This window comes from Pseudomonas sp. Pme6b (genome assembly GCF_058129925.1).
The window spans coordinates 4401776-4422175 of the sequence record NZ_CM176704.1; the positions used below are offsets into that span (position 1 = coordinate 4401776).

Annotated in this window: 21 protein-coding genes, 1 pseudogene and 1 riboswitch; of the genes and pseudogenes, 5 read left to right on the forward strand and 17 right to left on the reverse strand. The window is 61.4% G+C overall.

All coding sequences use genetic code 11. The features are described from left to right. Nucleotide 1 precedes the first annotated feature (1 nt). Genes cobC through cobO form a run of 9 tightly spaced genes read right to left on the reverse strand, consistent with a single transcriptional unit; the run spans nt 2 to nt 8094 of the window. A complete protein-coding gene (gene cobC, locus AC4ANE_RS19955) occupies nt 2–574 on the reverse strand; it encodes an alpha-ribazole phosphatase family protein (RefSeq protein ID WP_002554594.1) in 573 nt (190 codons plus the stop codon). Continuing rightward, nucleotides 571–1623 carry a nicotinate-nucleotide--dimethylbenzimidazole phosphoribosyltransferase gene (gene cobT / locus AC4ANE_RS19960; protein ID WP_460408480.1) on the reverse strand — a complete coding sequence of 351 codons (1053 nt, stop codon included), beginning with the start codon at nt 1621–1623 and terminating at the stop codon, nt 571–573. Before cobT ends, cobC begins: the two co-directional genes overlap by 4 nt. Further along, entirely contained in the window at nt 1620–2141 is a 522-nt protein-coding gene (gene cobU, locus AC4ANE_RS19965) for a bifunctional adenosylcobinamide kinase/adenosylcobinamide-phosphate guanylyltransferase (RefSeq protein ID WP_002554596.1), read from the reverse strand. Before cobU ends, cobT begins: the two co-directional genes overlap by 4 nt. Beyond that, complete coding sequence (locus tag AC4ANE_RS19970) at nt 2142–3602, reverse strand: cobyric acid synthase (RefSeq protein WP_002554597.1); 1461 nt, start codon at nt 3600–3602, stop codon at nt 2142–2144. Further along, the gene (cobD, locus tag AC4ANE_RS19975; RefSeq protein ID WP_031596369.1) at nt 3599–4603 is read right to left on the reverse strand and encodes a threonine-phosphate decarboxylase CobD; all 1005 of its coding nucleotides are present in this window, start codon (nt 4601–4603) and stop codon (nt 3599–3601) included. Before cobD ends, AC4ANE_RS19970 begins: the two co-directional genes overlap by 4 nt. Continuing rightward, on the reverse strand, nt 4596–5504 hold the full coding sequence (gene cbiB / locus AC4ANE_RS19980) for an adenosylcobinamide-phosphate synthase CbiB (protein ID WP_002554599.1): 909 nt from the start codon (nt 5502–5504) through the stop codon (nt 4596–4598). Before cbiB ends, cobD begins: the two co-directional genes overlap by 8 nt. Next, on the reverse strand, nt 5501–6151 hold the full coding sequence (gene bluB / locus AC4ANE_RS19985; RefSeq protein WP_002554600.1) for a 5,6-dimethylbenzimidazole synthase: 651 nt from the start codon (nt 6149–6151) through the stop codon (nt 5501–5503). The genes cbiB and bluB overlap by 4 nt, the downstream gene beginning before the upstream one ends. Further along, nucleotides 6148–7443 (reverse strand): cobyrinic acid a,c-diamide synthase CobB, encoded by a 1296-nt coding sequence (locus AC4ANE_RS19990; protein ID WP_002554601.1) that lies wholly within the window; start codon nt 7441–7443, stop codon nt 6148–6150. The genes bluB and AC4ANE_RS19990 overlap by 4 nt, the downstream gene beginning before the upstream one ends. Nucleotides 7444–7482: 39 nt before the next feature. After that, nucleotides 7483–8094: a cob(I)yrinic acid a,c-diamide adenosyltransferase gene (gene cobO, locus AC4ANE_RS19995; protein ID WP_002554602.1), complete on the reverse strand. Its 612-nt coding sequence runs from the start codon at nt 8092–8094 to the stop codon at nt 7483–7485. A 91-nt stretch (nt 8095–8185) separates the two neighbouring features. Next, nucleotides 8186–8399: riboswitch (cobalamin riboswitch) on the reverse strand. Nucleotides 8400–8518: 119 nt separating this feature from the next. Between cobO and AC4ANE_RS20000 the strand changes: the two are divergent. Further along, nucleotides 8519–9848: pseudogene (locus tag AC4ANE_RS20000) on the forward strand (PQQ-dependent sugar dehydrogenase). Nucleotides 9849–10155: 307 nt separating this feature from the next. On the opposite strand, the gene AC4ANE_RS20005 reads toward AC4ANE_RS20000, so the two are convergent. The 6 genes from AC4ANE_RS20005 to AC4ANE_RS20030 all read right to left on the reverse strand — a co-directional run bounded on the left by AC4ANE_RS20005 (nt 10156) and on the right by AC4ANE_RS20030 (nt 15485). Continuing rightward, nucleotides 10156–10701 carry a C40 family peptidase gene (locus AC4ANE_RS20005; protein ID WP_004657225.1) on the reverse strand — a complete coding sequence of 182 codons (546 nt, stop codon included), beginning with the start codon at nt 10699–10701 and terminating at the stop codon, nt 10156–10158. 90 nt (nt 10702–10791) lie between these two features. Then, nucleotides 10792–11514, reverse strand: coding sequence for a C40 family peptidase (locus tag AC4ANE_RS20010; protein WP_031596372.1), 723 nt, complete (start codon nt 11512–11514; stop codon nt 10792–10794). Between the two features lie 75 nt (nt 11515–11589). After that, a complete protein-coding gene (locus AC4ANE_RS20015; RefSeq protein ID WP_002554606.1) occupies nt 11590–12354 on the reverse strand; it encodes an NAD-dependent deacylase in 765 nt (254 codons plus the stop codon). Next, a complete protein-coding gene (hda, locus tag AC4ANE_RS20020) occupies nt 12348–13052 on the reverse strand; it encodes a DnaA regulatory inactivator Hda (RefSeq protein WP_002554607.1) in 705 nt (234 codons plus the stop codon). The genes AC4ANE_RS20015 and hda overlap by 7 nt, the downstream gene beginning before the upstream one ends. 217 nt (nt 13053–13269) lie before the next feature. Beyond that, nucleotides 13270–14343 (reverse strand): AI-2E family transporter, encoded by a 1074-nt coding sequence (locus tag AC4ANE_RS20025; RefSeq protein WP_002554608.1) that lies wholly within the window; start codon nt 14341–14343, stop codon nt 13270–13272. A gap of 38 nt (nt 14344–14381) precedes the next feature. Continuing rightward, nucleotides 14382–15485 (reverse strand): DUF2066 domain-containing protein, encoded by a 1104-nt coding sequence (locus AC4ANE_RS20030; protein WP_002554609.1) that lies wholly within the window; start codon nt 15483–15485, stop codon nt 14382–14384. A 341-nt stretch (nt 15486–15826) separates the two neighbouring features. Here AC4ANE_RS20030 and purM point away from each other — a divergent pair, with 341 nt between their 5' ends. From purM to AC4ANE_RS20050, 4 genes are all read left to right on the forward strand, one after another. Then, nucleotides 15827–16885 (forward strand): phosphoribosylformylglycinamidine cyclo-ligase, encoded by a 1059-nt coding sequence (purM, locus tag AC4ANE_RS20035; RefSeq protein WP_002554610.1) that lies wholly within the window; start codon nt 15827–15829, stop codon nt 16883–16885. After that, nucleotides 16885–17535, forward strand: a complete 651-nt coding sequence (purN, locus tag AC4ANE_RS20040; RefSeq protein WP_460408482.1) for a phosphoribosylglycinamide formyltransferase — start codon at nt 16885–16887, stop codon at nt 17533–17535. Before purM ends, purN begins: the two co-directional genes overlap by 1 nt. Nucleotides 17536–17543: 8 nt before the next feature. Beyond that, nucleotides 17544–18257, forward strand: coding sequence for a DUF3108 domain-containing protein (locus AC4ANE_RS20045; protein WP_002554612.1), 714 nt, complete (start codon nt 17544–17546; stop codon nt 18255–18257). Between the two features lie 470 nt (nt 18258–18727). After that, nucleotides 18728–18907, forward strand: coding sequence for a hypothetical protein (locus AC4ANE_RS20050; protein ID WP_002554613.1), 180 nt, complete (start codon nt 18728–18730; stop codon nt 18905–18907). An 83-nt stretch (nt 18908–18990) separates the two neighbouring features. Here AC4ANE_RS20050 and AC4ANE_RS20055 read toward each other — a convergent pair whose 3' ends face one another. Together AC4ANE_RS20055 and mazG are read right to left on the reverse strand one after the other, a co-directional pair. Next, nucleotides 18991–19530, reverse strand: coding sequence for a DUF2058 domain-containing protein (locus AC4ANE_RS20055; RefSeq protein ID WP_002554614.1), 540 nt, complete (start codon nt 19528–19530; stop codon nt 18991–18993). A 30-nt stretch (nt 19531–19560) separates the two neighbouring features. Next, nucleotides 19561–20394: a nucleoside triphosphate pyrophosphohydrolase gene (gene mazG / locus AC4ANE_RS20060; protein WP_002554615.1), complete on the reverse strand. Its 834-nt coding sequence runs from the start codon at nt 20392–20394 to the stop codon at nt 19561–19563. Between the last annotated feature and the right edge of the window lie 6 nt (nt 20395–20400).

The following is a 20400-nucleotide window of genomic DNA, read 5'->3' on the forward strand; positions in this document are numbered from 1 at the left end:
CTCAGACCTCCGTGATTACGCCATCAGCAGCGACCTGAATCGACAGCAGTGCGCCATGGCCGACCACTACCTGCAACAGTTGCTCGCGCGGCAGCCCACGCGCCTGCGCCAGCAGCAGACGCATCACACCACCGTGACTGACCAGCAACACGCGTTCATCGGCATACGCCTTATGCAGACGCGCCACCGCATTCAGCACCCGTGTCGAAAAATCGATCACTGGCTCGCCATTGGGCGGCGTGAAGGCGTAGGGATCGGCCCAGAACAGGCCCAAGCCTTCGGCATCGGTTTCCATAAGCTGCGCAGGGCTGTGGCCTTCCCAGTCGCCGAAATGCAGCTCCTGTAAACCCGGCTCCAGTTGCATGGGCAGCGACAGGCGCTGCGCCAGCTCTTCGGAAAAACGTGCACAGCGCTGCAAAGGCGAGCTGACAATCCGTTCCCAGGGACCGCCATTGGCCACTGCCGCACGCATCTGCTGCCAGCCGAGTTCGGTCAGAGCATCGTCGAGGCTGCCGCGCAGACCACCGCCCAGCTCTGTTTCGCCATGACGCAGCAAGTCCAGACGCAAGGTCATGCGGGGCGATCCGCCACTGCCGCTTCGGCAAACGTTGCCATGCCGTTGTGCAGCTCGCAGGCCAGACGCACCAACGGCACCGCCAACGCTGCGCCACTGCCCTCGCCCAGACGCAAGCCGAGGTCCAGCAGCGGTTCGGCCTGTAGCGTTTCCAGCAAGTGCCGGTGGCCCGGTTCGGCGCCACGGTGGCCGAACAACAGCCAGTTGCGGCAAGACGGATTCAGGCGCACCGCCACCAGGGCGGCCACGCTGCAAATGAAACCGTCGACCAGCGCCACGATGCCTTCCTGCGCACAGGCCAGATAAGCGCCGGTCAGCGCGGCAATCTCGAAACCACCCAGGCAGAACAGGCTGTGTAGCGGGTCGCCGGCCTGCTCGGCATGCAGCGCCAGTGCGCGTTCGATGACACGGGTCTTGTGCTCGATGCCCTCGGCGTTCAGCCCGGTGCCGGGACCGACCAGCAACGGCGCGGCACATTCCAGCACCGAGCAGGCGACGGCGCTGGCCGCCGTGGTATTGCCGATGCCCATCTCGCCACCGATAAACAGCTCGGTGCCGACCGCCTTGGCGCGCAACACGCTGTCGCGCCCGGCCTGTAGAGCAGCAAGCCCCTGTTCGGCGCTCATGGCTGGCCCGTGGGCGAAATTGGCGGTGCCCGCGCCGATGCGCAAATGACGCACGCCCGGCAAATCCAGAGGCGCCACGGTACCCAGATCCACCACGTCCAGCTGCGCCGAGAGCTGGCGCGCCAGCACGCTGATCGCTGCGCCACCGTTGACGAAGTTATGCAGCATCTGGCCGGTGACTTCCTGTAGATAGGCCGATACACCTTCGGCCACCACACCATGATCGCCGGCAAAGATCGCGATCCACAATTTGTCGGCAGCCGGACGCTCGCGCCCTTGCAGGCTGGCAAGCTGTACCGCCAGACGCTCCAGTTGTGCCAGCGAACCCGCCGGCTTGGTCAACTGTTGCTGACGGGCCAGTGCCGCCTCGCGCATCGGTACATCAATGGCCTGTGCAGGCTTGAGCCACCAGGAATTACTCATAGCGCGGTTCCTTTCAACGTCAGGGGCAAGCCGGCAACGGTCAACACGACACGCTGGCAACGCTCGGCCAGCGCCTGATGCAACAGGCCGGCTTCATCGACATAGCGACGGGTCAGTTCGCCGAGCGGCACGACGCCAAGCCCGGTTTCGTTGCTGACAAAAATGATTTCACCCAGCAGCCCGGCAAGGCTGTCGAGCAGGGATTCACGTTCTTGAAGCAGGCGCTCGGGGTTGTCGAGCATCAGCAGATTGGTCAGCCAGAGGGTCAGGCAATCGACTAGCAGGCAGCAATCGGGCGCCGCATTTTCGCGCAGCACCCGCGCCAGCTCGATCGGCTCTTCGACCAACCCCCAGTGCTCGGGACGGCGTGCGCGATGGCTCGCAACACGCTGATTCATTTCGCCATCGAGAGGCTGACTGGTGGCGATGTAGGTCACCTTCAGCGTGCTGTCGGCGGCCAGTTTTTCCGCCAGGCGACTCTTGCCGGAACGCGCGCCGCCGAGGATCAATTGCAGCATTCAGTTCGCCTCCAGGCCACACAGTTCGCGAAGCAATGGGCCGTCCAGGTGTTTTTCCACCAGGTCCGCCAGACGTTCTATGTCGCGCTCGCGCAGGGCGTGATAGTCGACGGACTGCACGTTCGCCAACCCCGCCCAGCGCAGTAACGCGCTACAGGCCGCAGGTGATTCGAACAGGCCGTGCAGGTAAGTCCCGAGCACCTGCCCGTCGACACTCTGCGCGCCATCGCAACGCCCGTCGTCCAGTTGCACGGCAGCCTGCTCCAGCGCCGGCCCTGTCGTTACCCCGGCATGAATTTCGTAGCCGCTGACCTCGGCGTCTTCCAGGGTCAGACGACCGCGCACATTGCGCAGTTGCTTTTCCGCTTCCAGCACCGTGCTCATTGCCATTAGGCCAAACCCGGCGCTGGACCCGGCTGCGCCTTCCAGCCCGAGAGGATCGTGCACCTGCTCACCGAGCATTTGCAGGCCGCCGCAGATCCCCATCAGCTTGCCGCCATAACGCAAATGCCGCTCGATGGCGGTGTCCCAGCCATGGCTGCGCAGGTAGTTCAGATCGCTGCGCACGCTTTTCGAGCCGGGCAGAATGATCAGGTCAGCAGGAGGAATCGCCTGGCCGGGACCGATGAACTGCAGATTGACCTGAGGGTGCAGGCGCAGCGGGTCGAAATCGGTGTGGTTACTGATGCGCGGTAGCACTGGCACCACCACGTTCAGCACATGCTCGACCTTGTCGGTCTGACGCTGGTCCAGGCCGTCTTCGGCTTCCAGGTGCAGGTCCATCACGTAGGGCAGCACGCCAACCACCGGCTTGCCGGTGCGTGCTTCCAGCCAGTCCAGGCCCGGTTGCAGCAAGGCGATGTCGCCGCGAAAACGGTTGATGATGAACCCCTTGACCCGCGCCTGTTCGCTGGGCGACAGCAACTCCAGCGTGCCGACCAGATGGGCAAACACCCCGCCGCGATTGATGTCGGCAATCAATAGCACCGGGCAGTCGACCGCCTCGGCAAAGCCCATGTTGGCGATATCGTTGGCGCGCAGGTTGATCTCGGCCGGAGAGCCCGCGCCCTCGACCACGATCACCGGGTATCTTTCACCCAGGCGCCGATGGGATTCCAGCACCGCCTGCATGGCGATCTCTTTGTAGCCGTGATAAGCCACCGCGTTCATGGTGGTGACCGCACGGCCGTGAATGATCACCTGCGCACCCGTATCACTGTTGGGCTTGAGCAGCACCGGGTTCATGTCAGTGTGCGGCTCCAGAAAGCACGCCTGCGCCTGCACCGCCTGGGCGCGGCCGATCTCGCCGCCGTCCGCCGTTACAGCGCTGTTGAGCGCCATGTTCTGCGGTTTGAATGGCACGACCTTGACGCCCTGTCGGGTCAGCCAGCGGCACAGTGCCGTCACCAGTGTGCTTTTGCCGGCGTCGGAGGTGGTGCCTTGTACCATCAGCGTGGTCATGGGTATTCCTTGCGGTATTCAAGCAGAACAGTGTGCAAACGCAGCCAGTCGGCCTCGTCGCGGGGCAGACCGAAGCGCAGGCTGGACGACTCGGGGGTGTCACCTTTGAACAGGCGCAACAGCACGCCACGCTGCGCACAAAACTCATAGAGCGTTTGCGCTTCAGGGGTCATGCGCCACTGAAACAGCGCACAGCCGCCCTGCGGGCTCAGACCGTACTGGTCAAGCAAGGCCACCAGACGCTCGCGAGCCTGCTCGCTGCGTTCACGCTGACGGGCCTGCCCTTCCTGATCATTGAGGCACACCTGACCGATGATCCGGGTTGGCCCACTGACCGACCATGGGCCGATTTCCTGCGCCAGCATCCTCAGCAATACCCGCTCGGCCATGACAAAACCGAGCCTGACACCGGCCAGGCCAAAAAACTTGCCGAACGAGCGCAGCACAATCAGCCCGGTGCGCCACGTTTCGGCAGCCAGGCTAAGGCCCGGCGTGTTATCCATAAACGCTTCATCGACGACCAGCCAGCCACCGCGCTCGGCCAGTCGTGCATGCCATTCCAGCAGGCGCTCGGCGCTCAGGTGCAGGCCGGTCGGATTGTTCGGGTTGACCACCACCAGCACATCAAGAGAGTCGAGAAAGTATTCGACCTCCTGCTCGCCTACCTCGCGGACCACGAAGCCGTTCTTGCGCCATGCATGTGCATGCTCGGCGTAGCAGGGCGACAGCACGCCAACCCGACCTCCGCTGCGTACCCGCGGTAACGCTTGAATCGCAGCCTGTGAGCCGGACACCGGCAATAAGCGAGGTACGCCGTAATAGCGGCAGGCCGCCGATTCCAGGCCATCGTCGGTCTCGGGCAACCGCGCCCAGGCACGCGTCGGAATCTCCGGGATGGGCCACGACCAGGGCGCGATGCCCGTGGACAGGTCCAGCCAGTCAGCCAGTTCGATACCGTAATGCTGCGCTGCGGCGCGCAACCGACCGCCGTGCTCAAGCATAGAATTCAGCTACCACGCATATGACCAGCAACCACAACCAGACGCCGCGCTGCACCAGTTGCCAGCCGCGATCAATGGAGTCTGCATCGGCAGGTGCACCTTCACCCAATTGCGGACGCTGATGCAGCTCGCCGTGATAGATCGCCGCCCCACCCAGTTCGACACCCAGCGCACCCGCGCCAGCGGCCATCACCGGACCTGCATTCGGACTGTCCCAGGCCGGGGCCTGCTTACGCCAGCAGCGCAGCGCCAGCCGGGTCTTGCCCAGCAAGGCGTAAGTCAATGCCACAAGGCGTGCAGGAAGGTAGTTGAGCAGATCGTCGATCTTCGCCGCAGCCCAGCCGAAACGCTCGAAGCGCTCGTTGCGGTAGCCCCACATGGCGTCCAGCGTGTTGCTCAGCCGGTACAGCACCACGCCGGGCGCACCGGCCACGACAAACCAGAACAGCGCGGCGAACACCGCATCACTGCCGTTCTCCAGCACTGATTCGGTAGCCGCGCGAGCCACTTCGGTGGCATCCAGTTCGCTGGTCTGGCGACTGACCAGATAACCGACCCGCTGGCGTGCCTCGACCAGATCGTCACTGCGCAACGCTTGCGCCACCGGCTGAACATGTTCGCCCAGGCTGCGCATGCCCAGCGCGCCATACAGCGCCAGAATCTCGACCAGCCAGCCAATACCGGGCAACCAGCTCAGTAGCGTGGCCAGCAGCGTCAACGGCACTACGGTGATAACCCAGGCGGTAACGCCATGACTGCGCCAGCCACGGCCACCGCTATTGAAACGCTGCTCGACACGGCTGGCAAAACGCCCGAACGCCACCAGCGGATGCCATCGTTTTGGTTCACCGAGCAACGCGTCCAGCGCCACACCGGCGACGCTCAACAGCGCCACACTCATTGACTCACTCCCCATTGATTCTCGTACAGCAGCTCGTGCAGCGGACGCGCCTGCGCCCAGCCTTCCATCACCAGCATTGGCGCAGGATAGAACTCCTTGACCGGCCCCAGGCAAATGATCGCCAGCGGCTTCGCGCCGTCAGGCATGCCCAGCAGTTCGGCCAATGCCTCGGGGTCGAACAGCGACACCCAGCCCATGCCCAGGCCTTCTGCACGCGATGCCAGCCACAGGTTCTGGATCGCGCAGGACAGCGATGCCATGTCCATTTCGGGCAAGGTGCGACGCCCGAAAATGTGTTGCTCACGCCCTTCCATCAGCGCGGCGACCAGCACTTCTGCGCAGTCGTTGATGCCTTCGACCTTGAGCTTCATGAACTCGTCGGTGCGCTCGCCCAACGCCTGGGCAGTGCGGATACGTTCTTCTTCTACATGCGCCTGCATTTTTCCGCGCAACGCCGGATCGCTGATGCGAATGAAGCGCCACGGCTGCATCAGCCCGACACTGGGTGCCTGGTGTGCGGCTTCCAGCAAGCGCGCCAGCAACTCGGGCGCCACCGTGCCGCCGACGAAGTGGCGCATGTCGCGACGCTCGGCGATGGCCCGGTACACCGCAGCCCGCTCTTCAGGGCTGAACGCTTGTTCGGTCATGGTTTGAACAGCGCCGCAATCGCCTGAGGGCAGGAAGGGAAATAGAAATGCACGTAGGACGCGGTCAGACGACCCAGGCGGTAGACTGCCTCTGCGCCACGCCCGCCGTTGGGGCTGACGCCACGGGCAATCGGCTGCAACTCGGTGCTGGTCAGCGAATGGTGATACGTGTGACCGTGCAGCGTGCCCTCGGGCAATTCAACCGCTTGCAAGGCCAGCGCCGCCAGACGCTTCTGCATGACCGCCTCACCGGACAGCAAGCCGACCAGTTCGGCGCGCACGCCCTCCACATCGCTCAGGGCTTCGAGTAAATAAAGCATGCCGCCGCACTCGGCCAGAATCGGCTTGCCAGCGATATGGTGCGCCCTGATCGATGCCTGCATCGTCAGGTTTTCCGCCAAAGCAACGTGGTGCAACTCCGGGTAGCCACCCGGCAGGTACAGGCTGTCGGCGTCGGGCAGCTCGCGGTCATGGATCGGCGAGAAGAAACTCAGCTCTGCGCCCATGTTTCGCAGCAGGTCCAGGCTTGCGCCGTACAGAAAGGCAAAGGCCTCGTCGCGGGCAATGGCGATGCGCACACCGCTGAGCAACGGCTCGACCTGAACCGGGTCGGGCGCGGTAAAGGTTACGGCTGGCGGCAAGGCCACTTCGCAGGTGCTGGCCAGCGCGGCGGCAGCCATGTCCAGCCGCACATCCAGATCATTGAGTTCGCTGGCCTGGACCAGCCCCAGATGGCGGCTGGGCAATTCGAAACCGACTTCCCGGGACAGTGCGCCATACCAGCGCAGGCCTTCGGTCAGACTGTTTTCCAGCAACTGCGCGTGGCGTACCGTGCCAACCCGATTGGCCAGCACGCCGGCAAACGGCAGATCCGGCTGATAACGCGCCAGCCCGAGCGCCAGCGCGCCAAACGTCTGCGCCATAGCCGTGCCGTCGATCACCCCCAACACCGGTACGCCAAAGTGGCGGGCCAGATCAGCGCTGGACGGTGTGCCGTCGAACAACCCCATGACGCCTTCGATCAGGATCAGGTCTGCCTCATCTGCGGCTTCCCACAACAGGCGACGGCTTTCGTCGGCACCGACCATCCACATGTCCAGCTGGTAGACCGGTGCGCCGCTGGCCCGCTCAAGAATCATCGGGTCGAGAAAATCCGGCCCGCACTTGAACACCCGGACCTTGCGGCCCTGGTTGCGGTGCAAACGTGCCAGTGCCGCGGTGACGGTAGTCTTACCTTGCCCGGAGGCAGGCGCGGCGATCAAAACCGCCGGGCAATCGCGCGGAGCTCTCATTGCAGTGCTCTCATTGCAGTGCGCCCAATAAAGGATTATTCACAGCTCGATACCTTTCTGCGCCCGGATACCGGCCTGAAACGCGTGCTTGACCACGCCGATATCGGAAACCGTATCAGCCAGGTCGATCAATTCGGGTTTGGCACCGCGGCCGGTCACCAGCACATGCTGCATAGGTGGGCGGGCCTGCAGGTCACTCAGCACTTGTTCAAGGTCGAGGTAACCATGCTTGAGGGCAATGTTCAGTTCGTCGAGCACCACCAGACCAATGGCCGGGTCGCGAAGCATTTCCCGAGACACGGCCCAGGCGGCTTCGGCAGCGGCAATGTCACGCTGGCGATCCTGGGTTTCCCAGGTGAAGCCCTCGCCCATCACGTGATAGCGCACCTGCTCGGGGAAACGGCGGAAAAACATTTCTTCGCCAGTGCTGTTGCGGCCCTTGATGAACTGCACCACGCCGCACTGCATGTCGTGGCCCATGGCCCTGGCAAGCATGCCGAATGCCGAGCTGCTCTTGCCTTTGCCGTTGCCGGTCAAGACCAGCAGCAGGCCGCACTCGTTGGGTGAGCTGGCAATGCGCTCGTCCATCACGGCTTTCTTGCGCAGCATGCGCGCCAGATGGCGTTCGTCGCGTTCGGGGGATTCGTTCATCCGGGTTCTCCGCTCGTGGCAGTCGACAACAGACGGAAGGACAGCACTGGACAGCACGGCAACGGCCTGCACAGAGCATCACCCTCCGTGATGCCATTGAGTGGTTCAGGCCGGTCTCCGGGCTCATGAGCGGGTTACCCCGGCTGCGCGCCTTCCCATGTCGAAACACAGTGGCGTCAGGCACAGCCTTGACTCATTTACCGTTGCGGGGGCAGCGCCGGGATCGGATCGATTGATCCACACCGGCTTCCCTGTTTCACCCTGCCAATCAAGGATTGCAGAGCACCTGAAACAAACCGCGAAGGGTAGAGGGTTGGGCTGGGAGCGTCAATCGACACCGACGCTGTGAAACGTGATTGAACCCAGACGGTTCGCAGTGCCTCTATCAATTATCGGACCACGCCCTTGTTTATGGAGATTCACCATGTTCAGACTCAGACTCCACTACGCAGTGTTGCTTCTGGTTGCCGGTGGCCTCGCTGCCTGCGGCGAGTCTTCGACCCTGCAAGTCTCGGATGGAACAGGCCCATCGCCCAAACTGCCGGAGCCTAACAAGACGCTGATCCCGACCGTCAACATCGCCCCTGCCGTAGGCTGGGAAAAAGGCGCAAAACCGGTCGCCGCGCCGGGCACACAGGTGGCAGCGTTCGCCGAAAACCTGGACCACCCGCGCTGGCTGTATGTATTGCCCAATGGCGACGTGCTGGTGGCGGAAACCAATTCCCCGGCCAAACCGGATGATTCCAAAGGTATTCGCGGCTGGGTAATGGAAAAAGTCATGGGCCGCGCCGGTGCGGGCGTGCCAAGCGCCAACCGCATTACTCTGCTGCGCGACGTGGACAAGGACGGCGTCGCAGAGACCCGCACCGTGTTCCTGCAAAACCTCAATTCGCCGTTTGGCATGACGCTAGTGGGCAACAAGCTCTATGTCGCCGACACCGACCGCCTGATCAGCTTCCCGTATGAAGCGGGCCAGACCTCGATCAGCGCGCAGCCGACCAAAGTGGTCGATCTGCCGGGCGGCACGCTCAACCACCACTGGACCAAAAACGTCATTGCCAGCAAGGATGGCAGCAAGCTGTACGTCACAGTGGGCTCCAACAGCAACGTGGCCGAGAACGGCATGGACAAGGAAGAAGGTCGTGCAGCCATCTGGGAAGTGGACGCTGCCACCGGCAACCACCGCATTTTCGCCTCGGGCCTTCGCAACCCCAACGGCATGGACTGGGAACCCAAAACCGGCAAGCTGTGGACGGCGGTCAACGAGCGTGACGAAATCGGCAGCGACCTGGTGCCAGACTACGTGACCTCGGTGCAGGATGGCGCTTTCTACGGCTGGCCCTACAGCTACTACGGCCAGCATGTCGACGAGCGCGTCAAACCGCAGAACCCGGCACTGGTCGCCAAGGCCATCGCACCGGATTACGCAGTCGGCCCGCATACGGCCTCGTTAGGGTTGGTATTCGCCGATGGCAAGACGCTGGCGGCGCCGTTCAACGAAGGCCTGTTCATTGGCCAGCACGGCTCATGGAACCGCAAACCGCACAGCGGCTATAAAGTGGTGTTCGTGCCCTTCAGCGGCGGCAAGCCCAACGGCGCTCCAGTCGATGTGCTGACCGGTTTCCTCAACAAAGACGAAAAAGCCTATGGGCCGCCCGGTTGGCGTGGTCAATGATCAGCGCGGCGGCTTGCTGGTGGCAGACGATGTCGGCAACAAAATCTGGCGCGTGACCTCGGCCAAGGCAGCTCAATAACGCCGAGCGTAGAGGGTTGACGCAGAGCGTCGTACGTTAGTTGAGTTATCGTTCCGCACGCTCCAGCGTGGTAATGCAGTTCTCGACGCTCTGCGTCGCACGATAGTTGCGATGATCGTTCCGCACGCCTGGAAAGGCATGTCGACGCAGAGCGCAGTACGGTAGTCGAGTTATCGTTCCGCACGCTCCAGCGTGGGAATGCAGGTCTCGACGCTCTGCGTCGCAAGAGAACGCAGAGCGTCCGGAAAGGCATGCGACGCGGAGCGTCGCACGATAATTTCTGGTCAGACCGCGAGCAGGCGACGCGCTATGGCCGAATCTGCGCCAGACTGGACGGCTGAATGACGCGCTTGGCGTTGAGGTAGGCTTTCTGCCAGTAAGGCTTGTCGAGGCTGTCGAGCTTGACCGTGCCGCCGCTGGCCGGGGCATGTACGAAGCGGCCTTCGCCGACGTAGATGCCCGCGTGGGACACCTGCGAGCCGCCCGAGGTGGCGAAGAACACCAGATCTCCTGACTGCAATTGCTCGCGACGGATATTCGGCGCACCCATCACGATCATCTCGCGCGTGGAACGCGGCAGGGAAATGCCCGCGGCATCACGATAGACATAACCTATAAGACCGCTGCAATCAAAACCGGAGTCAGGCGTGTTGCCACCCCAGCGATAAGGCGTGCCAACCAGTCCCAACGCACGAAACAGCACGTCTTCGGCAGCCGGAGAAAGAATCTGAGGGGGAGCAGTGACCACCGGACGCTGAACGACCCGGGGAGCTTTGGGCGGTGGCGGCGCACTGGCGCAGGCACCCAGTAACGCAGCAACAGAGATGACTATCAGGCGCAACGCAATCGACATAACCACAACAACCTATCCGGATGCGGCTTACGCTGCCGAGAAGCTCAAAAACGCAGAAAGACCCGAAGGTCTTGTTCTGCGCGTTCTATTTTATTTACGCCGCTTTGGCGCGGTCTTGACTGTAGTCGAAGTCATCGCCGTTGTCTGCGTGGCATCAGGCGTCGACTTCACAGCGACTGTACCTGGCGCCATTGCCAGAGGCCGCTTGGCCTCGATAAAGGTCTTGCTCCAGTAGGCGTCATCGAGGCTGTCGATGCGTACACCGCCACTGCGACGGCTGCTGGAGTGAATGAACTGCTGGTTACCGGCGTAGATCGCTGCATGGCTTACGCGACCACGGCCACGGGTACTGAAGAACAGCACATCGCCAGGCTGAAGGTTTTTACGCGATACCAGCGGTGCGTCAACGTTGATCATTTCACGCGTGGAGCGCGGCAGGCTCATGCCAGCCTCTTCGCGAAACAGGTAACCAATGAAGCCGCTGCAATCGAAACCCGAGGAAGTCGATGTGCCGCCGAACTTGTAACGAGTGCCGATCAGGGACTTGCCACGTTCCAGGATGCTGTCGGCCAGAACCGGCAGCTGGTAGGACTTGTTGTCGGCGAAGTGAGCAAGCTCGTCTTCGGTGGCAATCTCGTCCTGCAAGGCTGCGGAGTCGGCGCGACGTGCTGCGGACTGAGCGTTTGCCGCGCTCTGATAACGAGCAACGGGCTGAGCCTGTTCTTGCTGTGCGACCGGCATATTGGCCGAGCAACCGAAGAGGAATGTAACGAGTGCGAGAGGCACGAGGGGTGCGAAGCGAACAACCTGCATGGGCACAACCGTGGCTGACTAGTTAAGATGGCGAGACTATGCCTTTTATGAAGGTGATTTGCAAATTCAATCGAACTAGATGTGACTTATGAGTTCCGCCATGACATGTGCTGCCCGGCACTGCAAAAAGACGTCCATCTGCGCGCTGTGATCGGTCGGCTGCGGATTGATTTCCGCCGTAAAACCCCCGGAAACTCTGGTGCGAATGACCGGTTCATGAATGTAGGGGAAGCTTGCCGTGGTACCGATACTCAGGACTGCGTCATAGCCTTTAGCCAGTTGTTCATACAGTGTTTCCAGTGCTCTTTCAGGGAGCATTTCCTGAAAAAGAACGACGGGCGGTCGCATAACGCCACTACATGCCGAGCATAAAGGGGGCAAAGGACGCTGCAAGTGCTCACTCAATTGCGGATCTTCAGCGCCGCAGGATTGGCAAAACAGTGGCGAGAGCTGCCCGTGAATTTCTATCAGGCGCTCTGGCGGGCTGCCCGCCGCACGGTGATAACCGTCGACATTCTGGGTCAGCACCCAGCACTCGGGCTTGATGCGTTGCAACTGGGCGATGGCGTAATGCGCGATATTCGGCTCGCCACCCAGGCACGCCCTGCCCAGTTCAGCGATGTACTTCCAGCACAGCTCGGGGTCACGGCGCAGCATTGGCCCGGACAGGGCCATTTCTATAGGCAGGCCGTCGTCGGTCTTGCCGTTGTACAGCCCGCCGACGCCGCGATAGGTCGGCAAGCCCGAATCAGCCGACAGGCCTGCCCCGGTGATCACCAGAATCCGTTGTGCATGGCGCAAGGCTGCAGCCGTTTGCATCAACAGCGCCTGATCTACCACCCCAGCGTCTCTTTAAGAAAGGGAATGGTCAGCTTGCGCTTTTCCTGGAGTGACGCCTGATCAAGGCGCTCAAGCAATTCGAACAGCGCGCTCATGCTGCGTGTACCACGCGTCAGAATGAAATGGCCTACCTCATCGGTCAGGTGCAGGCCGCGCCGTGATGCACGCAGTTGCAGCGCACGCAGCTTGTCTTCGTCGGACAGGCCGCGCATCTGGAATACCAGGGCCATGGTCAGACGGGATTTCAGATCGGGGAGTTTGACCGGCAGTTCGCGGGGCGATTTGGACGCTGCAATGAGCAGACGACGCCCGCTGTCACGCAAACGGTTGAACAGGTGAAACAGGGCTTCTTCCCACTCCGGCTTGCCGACAATGGCTTGCAGGTCATCCAGGCACACCAGTTCGTACTGTTCAAGATGGTCGAACAGCTCGATACCTTCATCGATAACTTCGGCAAGCGGCAGATACACCGCAGGTTCGCCCAGCTGCTCGAAACGCAGGCACGCAGCCTGAAGCAGGTGCGTGCGCCCTACTCCATCCTTGCCCCACAGATAGATGAGGCTTTCCGTCCACCCAGCGTCGGCTTCGCACAGCCGCTCGACATAGCCGAGTGCAGCGGCATTGGCGCCTGGATAGTAATTGACGAAAGTGGCGTCATCACGCAGACGCACACTCAGGGGCAGCTGAATCGGTTTCATGCTGACTAACGGCTCATGCAAACCGTCAAGGGCCTCTGTGTAAAGAGCGCAAAGTTTATACCCGTGAAGCGGGTCGCACAATGCGACAGACCTCAAGCAAAATCAAAGGTTTGCGTCAGGGTGCGTAAAGCGCGGGTCGAGAAAGGGCGTTTTGAGGTGATGCATGCATTGCCTGCACAAGCCTCTTCACCGGGCAGTGAAGAGGCGTGCGATGCCCTTACAGCTCGGGATCTTCCGCACCTGCATAGATTTCCGAGTCTTTATAAACGTCGTGCATGTGGCGCACCAGCACCATGATCACTGCAGCGACCGGCAACGCCAGCAGAATGCCGGTGAAACCGAACAGCTCGCCACCCGCCAGAATCGCGAAGATCACCGCCACCGGGTGCAGACCGATGCGATCCCCTACCAGTAATGGCGTCAGCACCATACCTTCGAGGGCCTGACCGATCATGAACACCGCAACAATCCCCATCATCGGGTACAGGTCGCCGCCAAACTGGAACAACCCGGCGACCAGCGCTGAACCAATGCCGATCACAAAGCCCATATAAGGCACGATGGCAGCCAGACCGGCGATCACCCCGATCAACAGGCCCAGTTCCAGCCCGACCAGCATCAGACCGGCCGCGTAGATCACTCCGAGACCGACCATGACCAGCAACTGCCCACGTATGAACGCGCCCAGCACCTCGTGGCACTCGCCCGCCAGCTTGACGATTTGACCTTCACGCTGACGCGGCAGCAGACCGCGGATCTTGCCGGTCATGATGTCCCAGTCACGCAACAGGTAGAAACACACCACCGGGATCAGCACCAGATTGGTCAGCCAGCCGATCAGCGCCAGGCTCGACGCCGTAGCCTGAGACAGCACCACAGAGACGATATCCCCAGCCTGCCCCATGTGCTCGGAGATGGCTGCCTTGATCTTGTCGAACTTCCAGAACCCGTCTGCCAGACCGAACTTGGCCTGCACCCACGGCAACGCCGAGTGTTGCAGCCAGTCGAGGATCTGCGGGGCCAGCTCATAGAGACGAAACAACTGCTTGGCCAGCATCGGCACCAGCACCAGCAGCAAGGCCATCAGCACCAGCGTGAACAGACCGAACACCGCCACCACGCTCAAGGTTCTGGACAGCCCGGCGCGCTCCAGACGATCCACCAGTGGATCGCCCATGTAGGCCAGCAGCAGCGCCACCAGAAAAGGGGTGAGGATCGTGTGCAACAGCACCACGAATGCGACCAGCAAGGCCAGGCCGCCGATCCAGAACCAACGCCGTGTATCAGTCATCAACATCCCTCAATCCAATGGAAAAGCGCTTTGCCGGTTTACCAGCGGAAATAAAGCTGTGGTGCAGACGCCGGAACAATCATCGCTGCGGGCGCAGGTGCCGGAACAGCAGCAGCTCCATTGGCTGGCGCAACCGGCGCAGTCGCATCGACAGGCGCAGCAGGCGGCGTTGCGGCAGCGGCTGCCTCGGCTGCGGGCACTTCCTGCAATTTGGCCAGCGACAACTGCGAGCGTAGCTGATCGGTGCTGCCACTGACCTCAAACACCACTTTATCGCCGTCAACAGAACTCAGACGCACGCCGAACGGATCAAGTAACTGAAGCAGTTGTGCATAGCGCTCCAGTGTCATGCCCTGAACCTGCACCAACAGGCCCGTCGAGGCACCGGGCTTGGCGACGAAACGTGGGGCCAGACGCTGGCTGACCGACAGCAGCACAGCGTCTGCCAAGGCTTCGGAAGTAGCCCCGGTCGCGGTGCCCTGCTCACGCTGATCACCCAGCCACAAGCGCCATTTGCCCTGCCACTGGCCTGCATCTTCCTTGGCGTGCACCGCCAGTATCGCGTCAGCACCGTAACGCTCGGAGGCTTCCTTGAGCGGTGCGGCATCAGTGCCTTCCAGTGTCTTGGCGTTACCGACGCCCTGCTCGCTCAAATCAGCCAGCGGCAGACGCAGCGGCAAACCGCGGTGTTGCGCAGCGCGGCGCAGCGGTTCGGCGGCAGCCTGACCGTCACCGACCAGATTCGAGCCTTCGACCGAGTCGTTCAGCCACCAGCCGAGGATCGACGGGCGATTGCTGCCCCAGATCGACAGGCCGGCATCACGCAACGCACGGTCGGTGGTCGCTGGATCGAAGTCCACCAGCAGGGTTTCAGGCGGACCGGCCTCATAGCCGTACTGGCTGATGATTTGCTGCGGATCTTTGCGCAGCGCGGCGATGGCCGAACCCTGCGCGGCCTTGGCGTCACCGGTCAGGCGCAGCACCAGCGTTTCGACCGCGGCCTGGGTGGCCCGTGTGCGCTCATCGGGCGACTGACCAGTCACCGGCTCGCGGACCTGATAAAGGTTGCTGACCGTTTCGGCAAGGCTGGGGAGGCTGATCAGGGACAGACAGCCGACTAGAAGAACTCTGGAAAAACGCATGGACAGTTCCCGAACGGAAAAAAGTAAAAAGAAGCTGTTTCAGGAGGTGTACAAGTCTGGGACAGCCTTGAACCACCAATCATTCAATTTGCGCATAAAGTACACCTTAAACGGCGGCACTCGCACTGACCGGAGCTGCCGGATCAGGTTTATTTGGCGCAACACCGCCCTGTTGTCGGCGCAAGGATGGCCCCTGGGGAGCAAGCCTGATAAAATCGCGCGCCTTCGCAGACCGGCAATCGCCACGGCCCAACATTACCACCGCATGACAGCGCGGTGCTGAACGGGTCCCAACGCAGCGGTCGATACCTCCGAATCCCCCCTAAAGGCCTGGATTTTCTATGAGCAAGCAACCCTCCCTGAGCTATAAAGACGCCGGTGTAGACATCGACGCCGGTGAAGCATTGGTCGAACGCATCAAGAGCGTCGCCAAGCGCACCAAGCGTCCGGAAGTCATGGGCGGCCTGGGAGGCTTCGGCGCCCTCTGCGAAATCCCGGCCGGCTACAAGCAACCGGTCCTGGTTTCCGGCACTGACGGCGTGGGCACCAAGCTGCGTCTGGCCCTGAACCTGAACAAGCACGACACCATCGGCATCGATCTGGTCGCCATGTGCGTCAATGACCTGGTGGTCTGCGGTGCAGAGCCGCTGTTCTTCCTCGATTACTACGCCACCGGCAAGCTGAACGTCGACACCGCTGCCCAGGTCGTCACCGGCATCGGCGCTGGCTGCGAACTGGCTGGCTGCTCGCTGGTCGGCGGCGAAACCGCTGAAATGCCGGGCATGTACGAAGGCGAAGACTACGACCTGGCTGGCTTCTGCGTCGGCGTCGTGGAAAAGGCCGAGATCATCGACGGTTCGAAAGTCGCTGCCGGTGATGCCCTGCTCGCTCTGCCATCGTCCGGCCCGCACTCCAACGGTTATTCGCTGATCCGCAAGATCATCGAAGTGGCCGGTGCCGATATCGAAAGCATCCAGCTGGACGGCAAGCCATTGACCGAGCTGCTGATGGCACCCACCCGCATCTACGTCAAGCCGCTGCTCAAGCTGATCAAGGAAACCGGCGCGGTCAAGGCCATGGCCCACATCACCGGTGGCGGCCTGCTCGACAACATCCCGCGTGTTCTGCCGCAGGGCGCTCAGGCCGTTGTCGACGTCGCCAGCTGGCAGCGTCCGGCCGTTTTCGACTGGCTGCAGCAGCAAGGCAACGTCGCTGAAAACGAAATGCACCGCGTGCTGAACTGCGGCGTGGGCATGGTTATCTGCGTTGCTCAGGAACACGTTGAAGCCGCGCTGAAGGTTCTGCGCGAAGCTGGCGAGCAGCCATGGGTGATCGGTCAGATCGCCACTGCTGCCGAAGGTGCAGCACAAGTCGAGCTGAAAAACCTCAAGGCGCATTGATGCCAGCCATCTGCGATGTCGTGGTGCTGCTGTCCGGCACCGGCGGCAACCTGCAAGCGATGATCGACAGTTTCAAGGACGGGTCCAGCCCGGTCCGTATCCGCGCGGTGATGTCCAACCGCGCCGATGCGTTCGGCCTGCAACGCGCCAGGGACGCAGGCATCGAAGCCTGCGTGCTGGATCACACTGCCTACGAAGGCCGTGAAGCCTTCGATGCAGCGCTGATCGAACTGATCGACACTTTCCAGCCACAGTTGGTGGTACTGGCCGGATTCATGCGCATTCTCAGCGCAGGCTTCGTGCGCCACTTCCATGGCCGCCTTCTGAATATTCACCCTTCCCTGCTGCCGCGTTATAAAGGCTTGCACACGCACAAGCGTGCGCTGGAAGCTGGTGACACCGAGCATGGCTGCAGCGTGCATTTCGTCACCGAGGAACTCGATGGCGGCCCACTGGTCGTACAGGCAGTTATTTCGGTACAGTTGCACGACACGCCCACAACGCTCGCGCAACGGGTTCATGTTCAAGAGCACCGTATTTACCCACTGGCCATTCGCTGGTTTGCCGAGGGCCGACTGAGCCTTGGTGAACAAGGTGCGTTACTGGATAGCCAGTTACTCCCGGCCAGCGGCCATCTGATTCGACATTAGGAGATATTATGCGTCGCGCTCTGCTCTTCGCTTTCGCTCTGCTCGCATTGCCTGCCGTACAGGCCGCAGAACTTCAACCCTTCTCCGCCAGCTACACCGCCGACTGGAAACAGCTGCCCATGAGCGGCACGGCTGAACGCAGCCTGGAAGCAGGAGCCAATGGCACCTGGACCCTGAGCTTCAAGGCCTCGATGATGATTGCCAGCCTGACGGAAGTCAGCACACTGAAGGTCGACAAGGAAACCTTGCTGCCACAGACCTACAGCTTCGAGCGCAGCGGCCTGGGCAAATCCAAGAAGGTTGATCTGGCGTTCGACTGGAACACCAAGTTCGTCACCGGCACCGACCGTGGCGATGCGATCAAGCTGCCGCTCAACCGTGGCATCCTCGACAAGTCCACGTATCAGCTGGCGTTGCAACACGACATCGCTGATGGCAAGAAGAGCATGAGCTACCAGGTGGTCGACGGTGATGAAGTAGACACCTACGACTTCCGCGTACTGGGCTCGGAAAAGGTTACCACCAAGACTGGCCAGGTCGATGCGATCAAGGTCGAGCGCGTGCGTGACCCGACGCAAAGCAAGCGCACCACCGTGCTGTGGTTCGCCAAGGACTGGGATTACCTGCTAGTGCGCCTGCAACAGGTCGAAACCGACGGTAAGGAATACAACATCGTGCTGCTCGACGGCACCGTGAACGGCAAGGCCGTCAAAGGCAGCTGATTGCCCTGACCGCTTGCCATACAGAGCCCCGCTTATTAGCGGGGCTTTTTATTGGCTGCAAACAAGAGGACGCAGAGCGTCCAGAACGGCATGCCGACGCAGAGCATCGCACGATAGTGGCGGTGCTCTCCCGGACCCCTGGCGCGCCCTACGGAGTGCCGACGCCGAACCTCGCGCTATACGGACACCTATCGTTCCCTACGCTCCGCGTGGGAATGCCGTTCTTGACGCTCCGCGTCATCTTTTTGCACCGCTAAAGGCACATGAAAAATCCTTCACTTTGCCGCAACCAAGCTGCAAGCCTCGCCATGCAAGGGCTGTAGGCAAACGACCATTTTTTGCTCACTCGGGAACCTGAACAGGCTATTTACTTAGGCAGCTAACAAATTCTATAAAAGAGTCCTGCGACACATCGCCGCAGTATCCAGAGGCCTAACCATTCAGGCCATCAAAGTCAGGAGCTTACTACTATGACTGTCAGAGTTACTGAACGCGACGACGCCCACCTCTCTCACGAAGCCGTTGCCGACGGCATCCAGATCTGGGACGTGCATCAACAGGACCAACTTGTCGGTATGTTCCACGTAGAGTCCGATGCTCTACGCTACAAGGAAGAGCTGGAAGCACTGGAAAGCCAGGGCAACCACTAAGCGACTTCCCTGAACCGCAACCACCCAGAACAATAAACGACAAAACCCGCTGAATGCGGGTTTTGTTTTGACCGGTCAGCGCGTTACCACATCAGGTCGTCAGGCACCTGATACGCAGCGTACGGATCGTCGGCATCTGGCGCTTCGGTCGGGGTGCTGAGCAACACGATACGGCGCGGGTCGCGCTCCTGGATCTTCAGCGCAGCCTCACGCGGAATGATCTCGTAACCGCCACCGTGGTGAACGATGGCCAGCGAACCGCTGCTGAGCTTGTTGCGCACCAACGCGTTGACCGAGATCCGCTTGACCTTCTTGTCGTCAACGAAGTTGTAGTAATCCTCGGTAATCAGCTTGGGCAGACGCGACACCTCGATCAGTTGTTTGACCTGAGCAGCACGGGCCTTCTGCTCGACCTTCTCCTGCTGCTGACGGTTCAGCTCCTGGTCACGCTTGGCCTTCTCGGCCATGGCTTCCTGAGCCGCGCGCTTTTGCGAGTCGTCGGCCTGGGCCTGACCCTTGTGCACCAGACGCTGCTCTTTCTGCTTTTCTTTGCCGACCTGCTTGGCCTGCTTTTGGTTGACCAGACCTGCCTTGAGCAACTGATCGCGAAGGGAAAGGCTCATTGTCTACTCACTTATACCGTTACCGCACACTCAGCCGCAGCCGGGTGTGCTCTTTTCCTGACGTTTGGCTTCACCCCACAATGCGTCCATTTCTTCGAGCGAGCACGCTTCGATAGGACGCTGGATGTGGCGCAAGGCCTGTTCAATGAATCGGAAGCGTCTGTCGAACTTGCTATTGGCCGAGCGTAGCGCAGTTTCCGGGTCAACTTTAAGGTGCCGGGCCAGGTTCACGACGCTGAACAGCAGATCGCCGACTTCCTCGGCAATGCCTTCGGCGTCATTGTCGACCATGGCTTCGAGAATTTCATCGAGTTCTTCACGTACCTTGTCGACCACCGGCAACGCTGCAGGCCAGTCGAAGCCGACCTGCGAAGCGCGCTTCTGCAGTTTGGCGGCACGACTCAACGCAGGCAAGGCCACCGGCACGTCATCGAGCAGCGACAACTGCTCGGGGGCGCCAGACTTTTCGGCACGTTCCTCGGCCTTGATCTCGTCCCAGCGCTGGTTGACCTGCTCGTCGGTCAGGCACGGCGTTTCTGCCGGCGCGTACAACTCGCCGGTCGGAAACACGTGCGGATGGCGACGCAGCAACTTGCGGGTAATACCGTCGATGACGTCGTCGAATTCAAACCGGCCTTCTTCCTTGGCCAACTGAGCATAGAAGACCACCTGAAACAGCAGGTCTCCCAGTTCGCCCTTCAGATGGTCGAGGTCGCCCTGCTCGATGGCATCGGCCACTTCGTAGGCTTCTTCCAGCGTATGCGGCACGATGCTGGCGTAGGTCTGCTTCAGGTCCCACGGGCAGCCAGACTGCGGATCACGCAGCCGGGCCATGAGGTTCAGCAGGTCTTGAACTGTATACATGGGGCT